This window comes from Chryseobacterium sp. AG363, from assembly GCF_003610675.1.
Classification (GTDB): Bacteria; Bacteroidota; Bacteroidia; order Flavobacteriales; family Weeksellaceae; genus Chryseobacterium; species Chryseobacterium cucumeris.
The window spans coordinates 7,102-24,900 of sequence record NZ_RAQF01000002.1 but is presented as its reverse complement, the minus strand read 5'-3'; the positions used below and the strand labels follow the sequence as shown (position 1 = coordinate 24,900).

Here is a 17,799-nt window from a genome sequence, read left to right as displayed (position 1 = left end):
GTGTCATGGTAATAGATAAATAAAATCGCCACAAGCAAGCTTGTGGCGATTTTGAGATTGTTTATAAAAGTAAATTATTTTTTAACCATTACTTTCGAAGCAGCTTCGAAACCTAGTCCTTTGATTTTAACCATATAAGTTCCGTTAACAAGATTGCTTGTAGAAATTGCTTTCTTAGCATCCGGTGAGATTTTATCTTCTGAAGAAACCAGCTTACCAGACATATCGTAAAGTTCTACACTTACTTTTCCAAGAGTATTGCTTGGGAACTTAATATAGAACTCGTCCTTGGCAGGATTTGGATAGATAGAAACATTATTGTTCTTATCTGCATTTACATCATTAGTAGCCAACAAACATGCCTCCGGAACATTAAAATCCTGAACCTGGTCATTAATATTATTTTTAACTCCCGCTGATGCATTTACCCCTAAACCTCTTCTTGCAAACACACCCCAGATCATACATTTATCCTGTCCCTGAGTAGTTGCCAGCTCAGCTGCTAAAATTGCATTTCTTCCATCAATAAAGCTAGGGTTACAACCCTGAAGTTTAAGAGCATCCGTTACTAACTGTAATACTTTTGTGCTTCCATTAGGCGTTGTGGACAATACGTCTGAAGAATAACCATATTTTTCAACATATTTCCAGTGAAGATCCCATAACATGGTTGCCCAAACAAAACCAATAGAGTGTACATCCGGAACAACCGATGATCCGTTATTGTATTCCATTCCGTTGGTGTTTCCGTATGTAAATCCGTTAACTGCAAGACTTGTAGAATATTTTGCAGGTCTGATACCTGCTCCTGTAATAGCCTGACCTAATGCATAAGTCCCTGTACCTCTAGCCACTGTAGCATTATCACCAGCTTTATTAGTCAGCATTAAAGCAAAGAAATCAGACCATCCTTCTCCCATTTGTTCTTTACTCACTCCCGAATTCAGACAGTTGTAACCGGTACCGGTCATTCTATTTGATATCCCGTGACCATATTCGTGAGTTACGATTCCGTTATCAAAGCTTCCGTCAGGGGTCATATTTCCTTTTAAGGTAACATTTACTGTAGTACTTGCAGCAAGCTGAGTTTTGATATATTCTCCTTCTGCATTAGTAATCAATACCGAAGGGATTGTAATTGTCGGATCATCACCCGCCATATTTCCCAAAGTAGAACCGTTTACTGCATTATTATACACAATAGCAGCTTTAGCTCCTGCATCCTGAAGGTTTTTCACTTTTATGGCAAAAGCACATGTTCCTCTCTCAACCAGTCCTATTTTATCAATCAATGAACTTGCAGGCAAAGCAGTACACCCGTCCAAAACTGATGAAAGGGCCACATCTCCTGTTATTCCATTCATAGGTAAAGGACTACCAAACTGTGCAGTACCGGCTCCCGGTGTACGGGAAACAGCAGCAGTAGGTGCATTATAGAAAAATACTCTTCCAACCGGAGACCAAAGATACATCTGCATTTTACCATTATATCCGTCTGGTGGTGAAGAGAAGTTAGCATTATTTAATCCACTTCCATCCTGAGCCTCTGCATATACAGAATCATCATCTCCTCCTACAAGTCCATTTCCAAAATTGTTCTGCTGAAAATTTCTTCCGTTTTCTGTAAATCCGAATTTATAGAAAACATCATGAATTTTATTATTCAGATAAAATAAATTTGTGATGGCAGCATCTCTATTATTTACTGGTGATTCATTAATACTAAAAGGAAAATCAAAATTCCTTGTTACTCCTCCATCTGCCGGAGTTCCAGCAAGGTAATCAGGGGCTGTTAAAGCTGTTCCTGATACATCTTCATAGGCAAAAACATTATTCCCTCTTGTGGTAGTATAATGATTAGTTCCGTCAGAATGCCATCCTTCAGGAGAAGCACTCAGAATCCATGGATTGTTAATGATGGATCTTGAACCAAAAGTGGGTGCTTCAATTGGTAATGGAAATACGTTATATGATGCATTATCAGGTAAAAGCAATGGAATATTATTATTCTGTGCTACACTATTCTGAGGCCCAACTAATGTATTTTGAAAATGATCAGCATGGCTTTCCCCTACTTCTGAACCGTAAGCATCATGATGGAAATTACATGATAGTGTCAGATTGTTTTTCAACAGGATATTTCCATTGTTGGCATCTACTAAAATATTCCAGTAATTGGGAGATTTTGGCTCCATTAAAATATATTCGTAAGCCAAACGCAAGTTTCCATTCTCGTCATTTGTATAAACTAATCTTTGATTAGCAGATGTAGCTCTTTTCTGAGTCTTTTCAAGATATCCGAGAATGGTGAAATTCGCAATATCAGGATTCTTCAGATCCTCAGCAATTTTTTGAAGAGCTGTATATTTATTAATAGCAGCTGTACCTGAAGTAGATGTAGTATAATCTGTAACAAAATTATCTGTGTAGTAAATAATTTTATTGTCCCTGATCAATGCTGTTCCTACAGAACTGTATACCGGCAAACCATTATAAGTCTGTAAAAATTTAACCACATTACCATTCAATGATTTTGACGGATCTATATTATCAACAATGATATTATTAAGATCAGACTTTTTATATTCCCTTATTTTATTTTGAGAAATATAATCTTTAATCAGTTTTTCATTATCCTGTCCGAATAATATTGCAGGAAATGCAGAAAATACTGCAAATAAAAGAGGTAGAGCTTTGTTTTTCATATCCATTATTAAAGGCGCTAATCTACAAATAATTCACAAAACTTTACGATTTTTTTTAACAAAAATAAATATGTAAATAAATACCTATATAAAACAAAAAAAATCAAACTATTTTACATATTCCTCAATTAATAGAATAAAATAATATACTTAGATATTCAAGATTGTTTTTATTCTGTTTCTTTGATTTTTTTAGTTTAAATATTTCACAATACAAATAAATCTTTAATATAAAATTCTCATACAAACAAGACTCAACTATTTTTTATAATGTTATGTCTAATTTTTAAGAAACTCTCCTTTCCAATATCTTACATACAATTCTGCTATCCTATGTATATTCATAAAAAAAGCCGCTCGGATGAGCGGCTTCATATTTATATATGGTTCAAAGATTATTTACCTTCTTCCATTTTTCTTTTCAACTCTGCTAATGCATCGATGTCTCCAAGAGTAGATCTTTCTTCGTTGTTAGAAGAAGAAGTTACGTTTCTAGAAGAAGCTTCTTTTACGTTTTTCTTCTCTTCGTCTCTGAAGATACCTGTGTGAGATACTACTACTCTCTTGAATTCTTTGTTGAATTCGATTACTTTGAACTGAGCATCTTCACCTTTTTTGATTTTAGATCCATCTTCTTTCTCTAATAATCTTGAAGGGCAGAATGCTTCTACTTCAGCATCTTCGAATTGAACAGAAGCTCCTTTATCGTGAACTTCTACAGCTTTACCAGCGTGGATAGTTCCTTCAGCATATTTAGTTTCGAATTTATCCCATGGGTTTTCAGTCAATTGCTTGTGACCTAGAGATAATCTTCTAGCTTGGATATCTAATTCAAGAACTACAACGTCTAATTTATCACCTACTGCGCAGAACTCAGATGGGTGCTTGATTTTCTTAGTCCAAGAAAGATCAGAGATGTAGATTAATCCGTCGATACCTTCTTCTAACTCTACGAATACACCAAAGTTAGTGAAGTTTCTTACAGTTCCTACATGCTGAGATCCTACCGGATACTTAGCTTCGATGTTTTCCCATGGATCTTTAGACAACTGCTTGATACCAAGAGAAATTTTTCTTTCTTCTCTATCTAAAGTTAATACTTCAGCTTCTACTTCATCACCTACTTTTACGAAATCTCCAGCAGATCTTAAGTGAGTAGACCAAGACATTTCAGAAACGTGGATTAATCCTTCAACACCTGGAGCAATTTCTACGAATGCACCATAGTCAGCAAGAACTACTACTTTTCCTTTTACTTTGTCACCTACTTTCAAGTCAGCAGAAAGAGCATCCCAAGGATGAGCTTCTAATTGCTTCATACCTAATTGGATTCTTGTTTTCTCATCATCGAAATCAAGGATTACAACTTTTACAGTCTGTCCGTCCTCTAGGATTTCAGATGGGTGGTTCACTCTAGACCAAGAAAGGTCTGTAATGTGGATCAATCCATCAACACCTCCTAAGTCAATGAATACACCGTAAGAAGTAATGTTCTTAACAGTTCCTTCAAGAACCTGACCTTTTTCAAGCTGAGCGATGATTTCTTTTTTCTGACCTTCGATATCTGCTTCGATCAATGCTTTGTGAGATACTACTACGTTTTTGAACTCAGGGTTGATTTTCACAACTTTGAACTCCATAGTTTTTCCTACGAACTGATCGTAATCTTTAATTGGCTTAACGTCAATTTGAGAACCAGGTAAGAATGCTTCGATTCCGTGAACGTCAACGATCATACCACCTTTAGTTCTAGATTTAACAAAACCGTTAACGATTTCTCCAGTTTCGTGAAGTTCGTTTACTTTATCCCAAGCTTTAAGCGTTCTAGCTTTTCTGTGAGATAATTGTAATTGTCCAGTTTTGTCTTCTCTCTTGTCAACCATTACTTCTACCTCGTCACCTACTTTCAGGCCTTGGTTGTAACGGAATTCGTTTAGAGAGATAACACCTTCAGATTTGAAGTTGATGTCTACGATAGCTTCTTTATCAGTTAATCTTACAACTTTACCAACTAAAACGTCGTTATCGTCAAGGTTGTTTAATGATCCGTTGTAGATTTCTTCTAAATCGCTTTTTTCTTTTCTCGCATCTGCATCAAGACCTGATTCGAATGAATCCCAATCAAATTGTTCTGGTGCTACGTTTTGGTTTAATAAAACCTCTGCTGAATTTGTCTCTTTTGACATTTTCTAATAAAATTTGTATTCCTTCTTTTTTAACGGTTTGAATAAATGCGGATTAAAAAATACGGAAGTAATTAATTGTAAGTAATTTACTCTTCAAACCTTTTTGCCCCAAAAGTGGGTGCAAAGATATGAATTTTATTTAAAATAAGCAATAGATTTCAGTAGACTAATATTTAATATATATATTTAAAAATCAATACTTTGATTAAAAGAATGCTTCAACTGAGCCCAACACGGCATCCTAATATTAACTGCCTTACATTCAGAATGAAGCAGTATCAGCTGTTATGCCGGGCATGAGCTGAAAGTTTACGAACGTAATTCACGAATCATCTGTAATAAATAGGATAACTCAATGTGCTTCTTCATTTCGCTACCCTTCATTCAGAGTGACAGGAACACAGAAATAAAGAAGAGCAATACTTTCCTACTCTAAAACTCTAAGGCCCTACCACTCTCAAACCCTCGAACTCCAAAATTCATTACCTTTGCAGCATGGAATTAGAATCAATCTATCAAAAACTGCAGATTCAGGATATGAATCAGATGCAGAAATCTACTTATAAAGCTTCTGAAAACAATACAGACATTGTTTTACTTTCTCCTACAGGATCCGGGAAAACGCTTGCCTTTTTATTTCCTGTTCTCAGAAATCTGAAAAAAAACGTTCAGGGAGTTCAGGCATTGATATTAGTTCCGGCAAGGGAACTTGCTTTACAGATTGAGCAGGTTTTTAAATCCATGGGGACAGATTTTAAAGTTTCTGTCTGCTATGGTGGACATGACAAAAAAATTGAGGTTAATAATTTGATTGAAGCTCCGGCTGTATTAATCGGAACTCCTGGAAGAGTTGTTTACCATTTAAGAAATAATAATTTTGATCCGAAAACGATTAAAACATTAGTTCTTGATGAATTCGATAAAGCTCTGGAATTGGGGTTCCATGATGATATGGAATTTATTTCCAATTCTTTAAAAGGTCTTTCTCAAAGAATTTTAACATCTGCCACAGCTATGGATGAAATTCCGGCTTTTACAGGCTTAAAAGATGAAAAAATAATCAGTTTCCTTAAAGAAAATGATGTAAAACCGGATCTCCAACTGAGAAAAGTAATGACGATTCCTGAAGAAAAACTGGATACGCTTTTCAATCTGGTTTGTAAAATCGGGAACAAAAGGACTTTGATTTTCTGCAATCACCGTGAGGCTGTAGACCGTATCTCTGAACTTCTCAACCAAATGGGAATCGACAGAGAAACCTTCCACGGTGGTATGGAACAGGATGAAAGAGAACGTGCCTTACTGAAATTCAGAAATGATTCTGCAAGAATTCTTATTACCACAGATCTGGCTGCCCGCGGGCTTGATATTCCTGAAGTAGAATCAATTGTTCATTATCAGCTTCCTCCAAAAGAAGATGCTTTCATTCACAGAAACGGCCGTACAGCAAGAATGAACGCCAAAGGTTTTGTATACCTGATCATGACGGAAGATGAAAACTTTCCGTTCATTAAAAACAATACTCCTGAAGAAAATGTTGCCGGATTTACTAAAGTTCCACAAAAAACACCTTTCCAGACTGTTTATATCAGTGCAGGAAAAAAAGATAAAGTTAATAAAGTGGACATTGTGGGATATCTGCTAAAGAAGGGAGAGCTGCAAAAAGAAGATGTTGGAATTATTGAAGTAAAGGACACCACATCCTATGTTGCCGTTGCCAGAAATAAAGTAAATGCTCTTTTAAGAAAACTTCAGAACGAAAAACTGAAAGGTAAGAAAGTGAAAATGGAGGTTGCATATTAAACCTTCCACTCTACACTTTATTGTCATTGCGAGGAACACAGCAACGAAGCAATCCGCCCTCCCCGCAATGACATAATATTATTTAATTCCTCTCACCCTTGTAGGGAAAGTATATACAGATTTCGAGGCAGTAATGAAGAGAATATCATTGTTTTTGCCACCAAAAGTCACATTGGATGTCCATTTCTCAGGAATAGAAATATGATAGATTTTCTTTCCCAAACGGCTAAAAACATGTACACCATCTCCCGTTAAGTAAAGATTTCCGTGTTTATCCAGTTCCATTCCATCTGAGCCCATTTCGCAGAAGAGTTTTTTCTCAGACAATTTTCCTTCTCCCAGTATATCATATACGTAGGTTTTTCCGGCATCAATATCAGAAATATAAAGTTTCTTTAATTTTTCGCTTCCAACAATTCCATTAGGTTGTGTGAAGGTATCCAGTTTCGTTACTTTTCCGGTTCTATCCCTGTAATAAAGGCTTTTATGCTGGATCTCCTGTTTAAAACCAATCCAGTAATCTCTTTCATACAAAGGGTCTGTAAAATACATCCCTCCAAATTCATCATTCCATACATCATTAGGCCCATTCAATCTTTTTCCTTCAAAACCTTTTAACAGGACTTCTACTTTTTTATCTTTGGAAATCTTCCAGATCTCACCCTGATCGTCTGAACAGGTAATCAAATAGCCGTCTTTGTCAAAATGGGTTCCGTTGGCTCTTCCAGTTTTATCTAAAAACTCTATCACTTTATTGCTTTTCCAATCCCAATAATAAATTTTATCATTAGGCTGATCGGTAAAGTAAACATTCCCTTCTTCATCTGCTGATGGTCCTTCTGTGAAACTGAACTTATCGGAAACCATTTCCGGTTGTACTCCTTCATAAAACATTTTACTATAATTTACTGATTGACAGTTTACCAATGCGAAAACCAAACCAATCATACTTATTTTAAAGATATTCTTCATACTTCATTTTTAAAGCTGCAATTTACGATATGACCCAAAAGCATCAAAATATTTTCTCACTTTGACACAATAAAAATCACAGAAGTAAAATGTCTCAATTGTCCTATTTTGGACGTAGATCATATTAGTAATAAAAAGATATAATCCGGAGCTTTGCAGTAACAGAACCGGTCACTTTCTTCAAGAAAAAATATCTTAAAAAATGATGAGTCCGGACGAAAATTGTACCAAAATACTTTATAGCATACAACAATGAGCGCAGAGTCCAACAATATCAAGTCTTTGGAAATTGAAAATGAAGATTTCAGAAATTCCGTAGGAACTATGGATGAAACCGGGAAAAGAAAATGGATTTTCCCCAGAAAACCAAAAGGAAAGTATACCAACTACAGAAATTACACCAGCTATATTCTTCTTGCGATTTTCTTTGGGTTGCCTTTTGTAAAGATCAATAACAATCCTTTTCTTCTCATTAATGTGATCGACAGAAAGTTTTTTATCATTGGACAACCTTTCTACCTGCAGGACTTTTTTATCCTGGCTTTAGGAGCAGTAACCTCCGTGATTTTTGTAATGTTATTTACAGTAGTCTTCGGAAGAATATTCTGTGGCTGGCTTTGTCCGCAGACCCTTTTCATGGAAATGGTTTTCCGCAAAATCGAATACTGGATTGAAGGTGACCGAAATAAACAAATGAAACTTGACAGACAGGAATGGGATGCGGAGAAAATAAGAAAGAGGCTGACTAAATGGTCTGTTTTTCTTCTTATTTCACTGATTATTTCTCACTTTATGTTCATGTATATTGTGGGCTACGAAGAAGTTTTCCGTATTATGAGTGAAGGACCGGAAGGAAACTCACTGAAGTTTCTTGTGATGATCTTCTTTACCCTGACGTTTTATTTTGTATTTGCATGGCTTCGTGAGCAGGTCTGCACACTGGTTTGTCCTTACGGAAGACTGCAAGGTGTATTGATTGACAAGCAAACCATTAATGTATACTATGATTTTAAAAGAGGGGAAGGCCGTGCAAAATGGAGAAATAACGAAGACAGAAAAGCAGCAGGAAAAGGAGATTGTATCGACTGTAACCAATGTGTTGTGGTATGTCCTACAGGAATCGATATCAGAAACGGACAGCAATTGGAATGTGTAAACTGTACAGCCTGTATCGATGCCTGTGATGAAGTCATGGAAAAGGTTGGTTTGCCTAAAGGTCTGGTACGTTACGCAACAGAAGCCGAGATTGAAAACCAGGATAAATTCCGCTTTACGCCAAGAATGAAAGCCACAACTGTTATCCTTGCATTATTAATCGGATTCCTTGGATTTTTAATGTACGACCGTGGTTCTATGGAAGCAAAATTCATCAAACCGGCAGGTTCTACATTCTTTGTTAAAAACGGTAAAATCACCAATACCTTTATTTATACTCTTCTGAATAAATCTAATGAAAAGAAAACCCTTTTCATCAAAGTGATTACTCCAACAAATGCAGAAATCACTTACTTCGGTTCTGAAAAAATTATATTGAAAGGAGATCAGATCCTGAAAGGAAACATTAACATTTCCTTCCCTGAAGAAGAAATTAAGTTCTCAAAACAGAATATGGTCATCGGCGTGTTCGATGAAAAAGGAAAACTTGTAGATTCGTTTGAAACGACTTTTGAAGGACCATTTAAGTTAGCTCTTTAGATTACAGATGATAGGTTGCAGGTCGTGGTGATTAGAAAAAGTAGTTGACATTTCCCTTATTCCCCTCCTCTGGAGGGGTGTCAAAAATTCAAAGAATTTTTGGCGGGGTGGTTTTCCAACACATTTCTCCCCAACCTTAAACCTTAAACTTTGAACTCATTAAGCCTTATATTTCCTCATGAACTGTGTAGGAGTCATTCCGGAGCTTTTCCGGAATACTCTTACAAAGTAGGAATATTCTTCATATCCTAAACGGAAAGCAATTTCAACCAGGCTTTCGTCCAGATACATGAGCATTCTTTTAGCTTCCAGCACTACCCTTTCTGTAATTACATCAGTGGCTGTTTTTTGAACAACAGTCTGGGCAATTCTGTTCAGATGTTTGGATGAAATCCCTAATAAAGAGGCATAATGGGTAATGGATTTATGTTTTGTAAAGTTCTGTTCAATCAGATTTTCAAAATCCTGATAATGTTTAAAATAAGAAAGTCCGGCCGCTGAATCCATTGTATCAAAGTCCTTTGAAAACAATCTTGAAGCATTGATAAAAATCTGAGACATCAATGATAAAATCAGCCCTTCTTTCATGATACTTTTAGTCTGATGTTCTTCTCCCAATTCCTGAAATAAGCTAATATTTTTTTTAAGCTCACCAGCATCCAACTGCAGTTTTCTTGGAAAAGATACAGACCCAAAAAAGGGAAAATTTCTTAGCTTCTGATTCACATAATGCATTTCATAAAATTCCTGAGAACAAAAGAAAATATACCCCTCAATATCCTCCGATAGCTCCCAGCTGTGAATCTGCCCCGGCGACAGAAAAAAAAGGCTTCCTTCCGAAACTTCGTACCTCTGAAAATCTATTTCATGTACGCCTGTTCCTTTGGTAAAGAGAACTGCTGCATAAAAATCATGCCTGTGAGGCTTCTCTATATGACGATGTCCCACCACCAAATGATTCTTCATCGTGTTAAAATAAAAATCTGAAGTATTTTTACCCGCCTGGAAAAGATCGATATGAAGAACAGAAATTGGATTCATTTATATTTATGTATCGTAAGAATTCACAAATTTAGACAAAAAAGAGCTGGCATATAACGGTCCTTTGTATATGCTACAATAAATCTGTGCCATTGAATCATGAATTTGACCCTATAAATTCCTTTGAAACAAAGTATGACCGCACTTTTTACAATATATTTTGGGTGAAACTTTAAAAAATTTTTATCTTTGAAGTTTAGGAGTTGTAAAATGAAAATAAATTTACCTGATAAGCTGTATTATTCGATAGGAGAAGTTGCGAAAGCATTCGATGTAAACACTTCATTAATACGTTACTGGGAACAGGAATTCCCGATTATCAAGCCTAAAAAAAACAGAAAAGGAAACCGGTATTTCACTCCTGAAGACATCAAAAATCTTCAGATGATCTACCATCTGGTAAAAGAAAAAGGATATACCCTTGACGGAGCCCGCGTTGCCCTGACCACCAACAGTAAAATTTCTGAAACCATCACTCTGATCGACCGCCTGGAATTTGTAAAAGCTGAATTGATTAAGCTGAAAGAGTCTTTGGGAGAAAGAGAAGAAGAGTAATTTCTTTGAAAATATAAAAACCTCCGCTGCAATTCATTGCAGCGGTTCTATATTTTAAATGAAGACTAACCTGTATAATTCTTTAAAAATTTCACACCTTTCTTTTCCAAAATATTTTTAATTTCTTTTGATTTTTCTTGGGGTAAAATTTCAATAATTTCGTTTTTACTATTTAACGTAATATGCCAGTTTGTTGTGTTATATGTAATAGCCATTTTAGCTAAATTAAGATTTTCATAAGGAATCTCCTTAAATGTTTTTTCTAACAAATAAGACTTATCTAAATCTTCACTAATAATTAATTTATATCCATTTACTTCATACACTTTGGAATATTTAAAATCCATTAATAATGCTGGATTTACAAAACACAAATCAATCCAGTAATTTCCATTTTTAGCATTATCACCTTGAGCACCAATAATGATGATATTCGTTTTTGGATTTATTGCTTTTTGTTGACTTCTAAATTCTATGTAACTGGCAACAATGTTTCTTGCTGTGTTATTATCCTTATTAAAACCCGTTGTACTACAACTAAGTATTAAAACAAAGAAAATCAGTAGACAATATATATTCTTTTTCATTTTTAATTCTTTTTATCTCCAATAAATGTTGCGTTTTTTGAGTCGTATTTAAAATATCCTTTGCCAGGAGTTGGCCATTTCCAAGTACTATATTGATACGTATTTGTAATTTGAGGGTTATTACTTCTAAATTTTGCATCTCCTTGTTTTAAACCGTAAGTCATTACTGGAACATTATTTATAAATCTATCATTCCAACCTGATGGGCCTACATTTGCACTAAGAGGGTGGGAGTGTACATTTTCAAAATGGGTTCCATCTTGTATAATATGTCCTCCAAAACTATATGCTCCCAACATACCCCCAGCATTCACACTTTGATTAACAGAATGATTGGTACTTATAATACTGGTACTATACCCATCACTAAAATTAAATGTATCTTGAGAAAACTCTACTTTTGTATTTTCCGCAGCAAATTCAAAAAATTGGGTGGTTACATCATAATTCTGTACCTGCAAGTAACTGTATGTTGAACTTGCACTTCCTTCCATTCCATCACTTTCAGGCAAATCAAAAGCTAATGATTTCATATTCCCTATCTGTGAATCTCCTGTTGGATTCTTTTCTGTCACATTTGTACGGGCAACCTGGATAGACTTAGACTCATCTTCGTTTGTAATAGTATCATACGCATTATTGTCATTTGTTCTTTCTATGTTACCATTGTTAAAGATCTTAATCTTATCTTCTGCCTGCATTCCATCCGGATCAATAAACCTAGTCGGATTGTTATAAGCATAATTATACGGACTATACCTTATCATTTTCTCTGCTAGCGGATCCACCACTCCCCATCTTCCAATATCGGGCTTATAGAATCTGGCTCCATAATCATACATTCCTGTTTCCTCTAGCTCCTTCCCATTGTACTTATAATTTTTATAAGTCCCTTGTCCAAATAAAGCATTACCTGTTTTCAGGTGGTTCATCCCAAAAGGGTAATAATCATTAGCATCTGTGATTTCAAGAGCGCCTGCGCTGTTTCTTGCAAAACTTATCCTTGCATTTCCAAGATGATTCCTTATACTGATAAATATAATAGTTTTTGATGATGAAAGAGCAAAAACCACTGCGTTAGCGGTGGTTTCCTGTTTTTATTTATGAATACAAACCAAATATTCAAGTAGAAGTTGTTGCGCAAAGCTAAAAGCTGAGAAAATTTGCGTAGTGGGAATTTATTAAGATCTGTCTTTTATCTTTTTACATAATCATATTGTTGTTGAGTTATTATTTTTTTTTCCAACATTTTTCTTAGCCAATCTTCTGCTTGTCTTTTTGATGCAGATGGAATTTTTGATATATCAATACTATAAAAATTATCATAGTTAATTACAACCTTATTTTTCCTTAATAAAGCATCAAAATAATCAAAATAAGCACCTCCATAGTTATACTTTTCAGCCATTATTTTTGAATATATCATAAGGCTATCTGTTCTTTCTGATTCGTTTGAGTCCATAAAACTATTAAAAAGCTCATCATAAGCATCTATATCTCCTTTATACTTCACTCTTTTAATAAGAGTATCGTAATCTGTAGTGCTTTGACTCATTGTAACAACTGTATCACTATTTTTTACTATATCAATTTTTTGTTTTTTTTGACAAGAAATAATGAAAATTAATATTAAAATTGAGTATTTCATAATATTATTAATTAAATATTTTATCCCATAGACTTCTCTGATCTTTTCCTTGGGGCTTAGTATTTCCGGGTTGTTGATTAATTTGCTTACCGTTTTGAAAAGAATTCCATTTTCCAAATTGTCCAGTTTGCCTACCTTTTTCATTTTTGGGTGTGTTTGGAAGATACTCACCATTTCTATCTGTACTATAAGTTGACTGAGGGCCAATTTCAGTTCCTTTATTAGAAAAACCATCTCTCTCATCCGGGGCAATAATAGTAACGCCCTTCATTTCTTTAGATTCTGAAATTTTTTCTGCTACAGATTCTATAACATCTCCATTTTTATCAATGGTCGTTCTTCCTGTTCGACAAGAATGTAATACAATAGTAAAACCTTCTTTGTTTTCAGAATTTTTCCATAATTCACTGCTTTGTTCTAAAACTTCATTTAATCCTTTGCCTGTATTTACTGTTCCTTTGCCACTATCTTTAGAAACATTTTCATTATAAAAAGCTGAAGGATTTCCATGTGCAAAGATGTGTATTGTTTTTGTCTTAGGATTGTCAGCATATTGACCATTATTTGCCGTTTTAATGATTGCTATATTGTGTTCATTATCTTTTAATAAAATTGCTTCAAGTCCCTCCAATTCTCTTGCGTCAATTACACGATTTTCAGAAAAGTTATAATGGGATTGGTAAGAATACTTTTCACTCAAAGGATCGATATTAAAGAATCTTCCTACATCCGGCATATAGTTCCTCCACTTAAATGAATAAAAACCCGTTTCTTGTAACTCTTGTTCCTGATATTTGTACTGATAAGCATTCTGAGTAGTTGCAGTATAATTATGCAGTAATCCAAAAGGATAATAAGTATTGATTTCTACAATTTCTCCGGGCATGCTTGTGCTAATGCAATTAGGTATTTGGAACGGAGGTATAAAAGGGCCATCGCAAGTTTGTGAAAAATACTGCCTTGGCTGTATGATTCCATCTTTATTGGTATCAGTATAGCTTAATCTCACATTTCCTAAATGATCCGTAAAATTATAGACGTACTGATTCAATAAGGCATCATAATATCCTTCCGAAGTAGGGATTATCCTTAATTTTATTTGTGCTACATCATTAGGATCATCAATACTACCTATTCCTCCAACTGATGATTCTGATGGCTTAGTACTTTTATACTGAAACCCGTCCAGGTAATCTGCTTCTATATCTCCAAAAAGCTTCTTTACCTTTACCCCGTCTGCTCTGTAAAGATAGCTTGTCAATTTTGAATTTTGGGTAATCTTATCTGGTAAATTTAAATAATTATATTGGAAGGAGAAATGTAATTATTAACCAGTTATACATATAAAATAAAAGCCACTGTAATAGCAGTGGCTTTTATTCTTACCTCCCACACGAAAGGATTCGTGCGGTAGCAGGGGCCTTGTTTATAACTATACATTAATGTGTAAGTTGTATGCAATCAGGAGAAGGATTAGAAAATGTAATATCTTCGTATGAATTCGAGAATTTTAATTTTTTATTCATTAAAATTGATTTCATGCATCCTGAAATTGGAATAGGTGATAAAAAAGTTATTTCATCTCTTTTATTTAAAACAATATGCCAATTTTCAAAATCGTCATTAATCGTTGTTTTCTTTTGATTAAAATTTTCATATGTTACTTTTTTAAACATTTTCTCTATGCTTTTACATTCATTATCTGGTAATATAAGTTTATATCCTTCGAATATATAAACATCCTTATATTGAATACCTTCCATAAATTCAGGTTTAAAAAAAGCAATATCAATTGAATATTCACTTTTCTCTTTTATTTGGTCGTGAAAGGTTACTGCTAATATTTCATTCTTATTATCAATTTTTCTTTTTTTAGAAATATATTCTATATATCCTTTGATAATATTATGTAAATCTTGCTTCTTAATAGCACTTTTATTAAATGTAAAAAAGAAAATAAGAATGATTAAAAGTATTTTTTTCATAGATTTAAGTTAAATTATTTTTTCTTTCCTGTATATACCGCCTGGTTGTAATCATATTTCACATAGCCTCCATTTGCTCCATTATTTTTTAACCATGTATTATACACATACTTAGATATTGCATTATTACTTTTTGAACGCCCTTTATCTCCTGCATCTTTATATGCTGTACCAAATGTTGGATTTCCCTTGTTCCAATTTCCTTCACTAAATCCAGATGGATTATATTCAAATCCAGGATGTGAATGAACAGCTTCAGAATATACACCATCTTTAGTTATATGCGTTGTACCAGAACCCATACTCAGATTATTATTTGCTAATACATCAGCAGCACTTGCATGTTTAGTAGGATCATAGTTTGTACTTATTACATTTGTAGAAAATCCATCAGAAAAATCAAATCTATCCTGTCCAAATTCTACAGAAGTATTATCAGCTATAAATTCAAAAACTTGTGTCGCTGTGTCATAATCATTGACTTGAAAATAACCAAAATTAGATCCTGTTCCTGCAATTGCGATTTTTTGATTTTTTAGCTCTCCTATCTGAGAGTCTCCTGTAGGGTTTGATTCTGTCACATTGGTACGGGCTACTTGTATAGACTTAGATTCATCTTCATTGGTAACAGTATCATAGGTATTATTGTCTTTTGTTCTTTCTATATTACCATTGTTAAAAATCTTGATTTTATCTTCTGCTTGCATCCCATCTGGATCAATAAATCTGATTGGGTTATTGTAGGCATAGGTATAAGGACTCCAACGACGAGAAGTTTCCGCGAGCGGATCCACAACGCCCCATCTTCCAATATCCGGCATATACATTCTCGCTCCATAGTCATACATTCCCGTCTCTTGTAACTCTTTGCCGTTGTACTTGTAGTTGTAATAACTTCCAAAGTTGGAATAGGAAGAACCACCAATATGGTTTAATCCAAATGGATAATAATTGTTGGTATCTATAGATTCGAGCATTCCGGCATTATTTTTAGCAAAAGTAACTCTTGTATTTCCCAAGTGATCCTTGTAATTGTAAATATAGCGGTTTCTCTATAATAGAGTAAAAGCCACTGCAAAAATAGTGGCTTTTTGTTTTATTTACGGACACGAGTGAGACGCTCGCGCCACCGGGGGGTTATTTTATAATTTCTCCATTAAGATTAAATCTTACATTGAAAACATTATCTCTCATTACAGTCATTTTTCTTATACTCTCTTCTTGTTCAAGTTTTCTTAATACCAATTTTTCATCTTCAGGATAAGAAAAGTATTCATCTGATTCAAGTACAAGAGGATATGTTTTCTCCTTTATAAGTATAACTCTATTTGTATTTTCTACCCAAAATTTATATTCATCCTGTTTCGGCATATTTATATAAATAATATAATTTCCTCCTGTATCATTACCTAAAGTAAACGAAATTCCATCAGTATTGTCAATCATTTTTAATTTTTCATATATTTTTTCTGTTACCACAAAAGGTAAAGTATAAATAATTTTTGATTTTACTTTTTGTGAAGAACAACTAACTAAAGATAGTAGTATTAATAGTATTAATATTGACTTTTTCATTATGGCTTCTTTTGTTTTTCTATATAATTATTTAAAGCATTTGATCCCATATTGAATCCCGTTGTTGTACCAACATTGTTCGTCTGAGCTCCATCTCCTGTTACTCTGTGAATAGCGTTTCCTCCTGTTTGGACACCGGTCCAAGAGTCTATTGAATAGATTGTAGTATTAAATCTTTTTGCAGTATTCACATCTTTTTTAGATGTTCCAATATCATTAGTCATCCCAGGAGCTGTTATCGTATTATGAGTATGAGCGCCTCCTAATAATGGCATATTGGTACCATCTACAGTTCTTCTAACGTAACCTGTTGACTTATCAGTCTGTTCTCCTGCTATAAAAGTAGCTTCCCCATCAACTCCATCTGCTCCTCTAACAGAAGTTACTTCAGCTTTTGGAATATCACCACGGGTCACGTTCAATCCTAAATACATCTGCCTTTCTTTAGTTTGATCGGCAATCGTTTCATTATTTGCATTATTTAGATCATTACTAATCTGAGTCGTATTTATTGTAACAAGTGAGCTACTTGCTTGTAAAGCTGATGTAGCATCTGCTGACATAGATCCACCTTTTTCTTCAATAATATTATTCCAATCGACCTTATTTATAATCCTAATATTTTTAGTGCTAGCTCCATCACTCCCTAAATATTTACCACTAGCATCAATATAATCATCTGGAGGTGTAGCAAACATTCCATCATAATCAACAAACATAATAGGGTTATCCCAAGTATAATTATATGGACTAAATCTTGTCATTTTCTCTGCGAGAGGATCTATCACACCCCATCTTCCTAAATCCGGCATATAGAATCTCGCTCCATAATCATACATTCCCGTTTCTTGAAGTTCCTTTCCGTTGTACTTATAGTTGTAATAACTTCCAAAGTTGGAATAGGAAGAACCACCAATATGGTTTAATCCAAATGGATAATAATTGTTGGTATCTATAGATTCGAGCATTCCGGCATTATTTTTAGCAAAAGTAACTCTTGTATTTCCCAAGTGATCCTTGTAATTGTAAATATAGCGGTTTTCTGTG

At 34.4% G+C, this 17,799-nt stretch carries 15 protein-coding genes; 3 read left to right on the top strand and 12 right to left on the bottom strand.

Annotated elements, in window-relative coordinates:
* Positions 1 to 74 precede the first annotated feature (74 nt).
* The gene (locus tag DEU39_RS00105) at positions 75 to 2,705 is read right to left on the bottom strand and encodes a T9SS-dependent M36 family metallopeptidase (protein WP_228436585.1); all 2,631 of its coding nucleotides are present in this window, start codon (positions 2,703 to 2,705) and stop codon (positions 75 to 77) included.
* A 395-nt stretch (positions 2,706 to 3,100) separates the two neighbouring features.
* Positions 3,101 to 4,891 carry a 30S ribosomal protein S1 gene (rpsA, locus tag DEU39_RS00100; protein ID WP_034695342.1) on the bottom strand — a complete coding sequence of 597 codons (1,791 nt, stop codon included), beginning with the start codon at positions 4,889 to 4,891 and terminating at the stop codon, positions 3,101 to 3,103.
* Between the two features lie 495 nt (positions 4,892 to 5,386).
* Here rpsA and DEU39_RS00095 point away from each other — a divergent pair, with 495 nt between their 5' ends.
* Positions 5,387 to 6,694: a DEAD/DEAH box helicase gene (locus DEU39_RS00095; protein ID WP_120230475.1), complete on the top strand. Its 1,308-nt coding sequence runs from the start codon at positions 5,387 to 5,389 to the stop codon at positions 6,692 to 6,694.
* A 78-nt stretch (positions 6,695 to 6,772) separates the two neighbouring features.
* On the opposite strand, the gene DEU39_RS00090 is transcribed toward DEU39_RS00095, so the two are convergent.
* Positions 6,773 to 7,666 (bottom strand): SMP-30/gluconolactonase/LRE family protein, encoded by an 894-nt coding sequence (locus DEU39_RS00090; RefSeq protein WP_062671071.1) that lies wholly within the window; start codon positions 7,664 to 7,666, stop codon positions 6,773 to 6,775.
* Between the two features lie 252 nt (positions 7,667 to 7,918).
* Between DEU39_RS00090 and ccoG the strand changes: the two genes are divergently transcribed.
* Positions 7,919 to 9,361: a cytochrome c oxidase accessory protein CcoG gene (gene ccoG, locus DEU39_RS00085; protein WP_062671073.1), complete on the top strand. Its 1,443-nt coding sequence runs from the start codon at positions 7,919 to 7,921 to the stop codon at positions 9,359 to 9,361.
* A 159-nt stretch (positions 9,362 to 9,520) separates the two neighbouring features.
* On the opposite strand, the gene DEU39_RS00080 is transcribed toward ccoG, so the two are convergent.
* The gene (locus DEU39_RS00080; protein WP_120230474.1) at positions 9,521 to 10,402 is read right to left on the bottom strand and encodes an AraC family transcriptional regulator; all 882 of its coding nucleotides are present in this window, start codon (positions 10,400 to 10,402) and stop codon (positions 9,521 to 9,523) included.
* Between the two features lie 210 nt (positions 10,403 to 10,612).
* Between DEU39_RS00080 and DEU39_RS00075 the strand changes: the two genes are divergently transcribed.
* Positions 10,613 to 10,957 carry a MerR family transcriptional regulator gene (locus tag DEU39_RS00075; protein WP_034695336.1) on the top strand — a complete coding sequence of 115 codons (345 nt, stop codon included), beginning with the start codon at positions 10,613 to 10,615 and terminating at the stop codon, positions 10,955 to 10,957.
* A 65-nt stretch (positions 10,958 to 11,022) separates the two neighbouring features.
* Here DEU39_RS00075 and DEU39_RS00070 read toward each other — a convergent pair whose 3' ends face one another.
* From DEU39_RS00070 to DEU39_RS00035, 8 genes are all read right to left on the bottom strand, one after another.
* Complete coding sequence (locus DEU39_RS00070; protein ID WP_120230473.1) at positions 11,023 to 11,544, bottom strand: hypothetical protein; 522 nt, start codon at positions 11,542 to 11,544, stop codon at positions 11,023 to 11,025.
* Positions 11,545 to 11,546: 2 nt separating this feature from the next.
* Positions 11,547 to 12,617, bottom strand: coding sequence for an RHS repeat-associated core domain-containing protein (locus DEU39_RS24615; protein WP_228436583.1), 1,071 nt, complete (start codon positions 12,615 to 12,617; stop codon positions 11,547 to 11,549).
* Between the two features lie 122 nt (positions 12,618 to 12,739).
* A complete protein-coding gene (locus tag DEU39_RS00060; RefSeq protein WP_120230472.1) occupies positions 12,740 to 13,192 on the bottom strand; it encodes a hypothetical protein in 453 nt (150 codons plus the stop codon).
* A gap of 7 nt (positions 13,193 to 13,199) precedes the next feature.
* The gene (locus DEU39_RS00055; protein WP_228436581.1) at positions 13,200 to 14,453 is read right to left on the bottom strand and encodes an RHS repeat-associated core domain-containing protein; all 1,254 of its coding nucleotides are present in this window, start codon (positions 14,451 to 14,453) and stop codon (positions 13,200 to 13,202) included.
* A 178-nt stretch (positions 14,454 to 14,631) separates the two neighbouring features.
* Complete coding sequence (locus tag DEU39_RS00050; protein ID WP_066692464.1) at positions 14,632 to 15,177, bottom strand: hypothetical protein; 546 nt, start codon at positions 15,175 to 15,177, stop codon at positions 14,632 to 14,634.
* Between the two features lie 14 nt (positions 15,178 to 15,191).
* A complete protein-coding gene (locus DEU39_RS24245) occupies positions 15,192 to 16,196 on the bottom strand; it encodes an RHS repeat-associated core domain-containing protein (protein ID WP_183037351.1) in 1,005 nt (334 codons plus the stop codon).
* Between the two features lie 118 nt (positions 16,197 to 16,314).
* Positions 16,315 to 16,752, bottom strand: coding sequence for a hypothetical protein (locus tag DEU39_RS00040; protein ID WP_147367536.1), 438 nt, complete (start codon positions 16,750 to 16,752; stop codon positions 16,315 to 16,317).
* Positions 16,752 to 17,799, bottom strand: a 1,048-nt coding sequence (locus tag DEU39_RS00035; RefSeq protein WP_147367589.1) for an RHS repeat-associated core domain-containing protein, incomplete at its 5' end; no start/stop codon positions are given. The genes DEU39_RS00040 and DEU39_RS00035, both read right to left, overlap by 1 nt.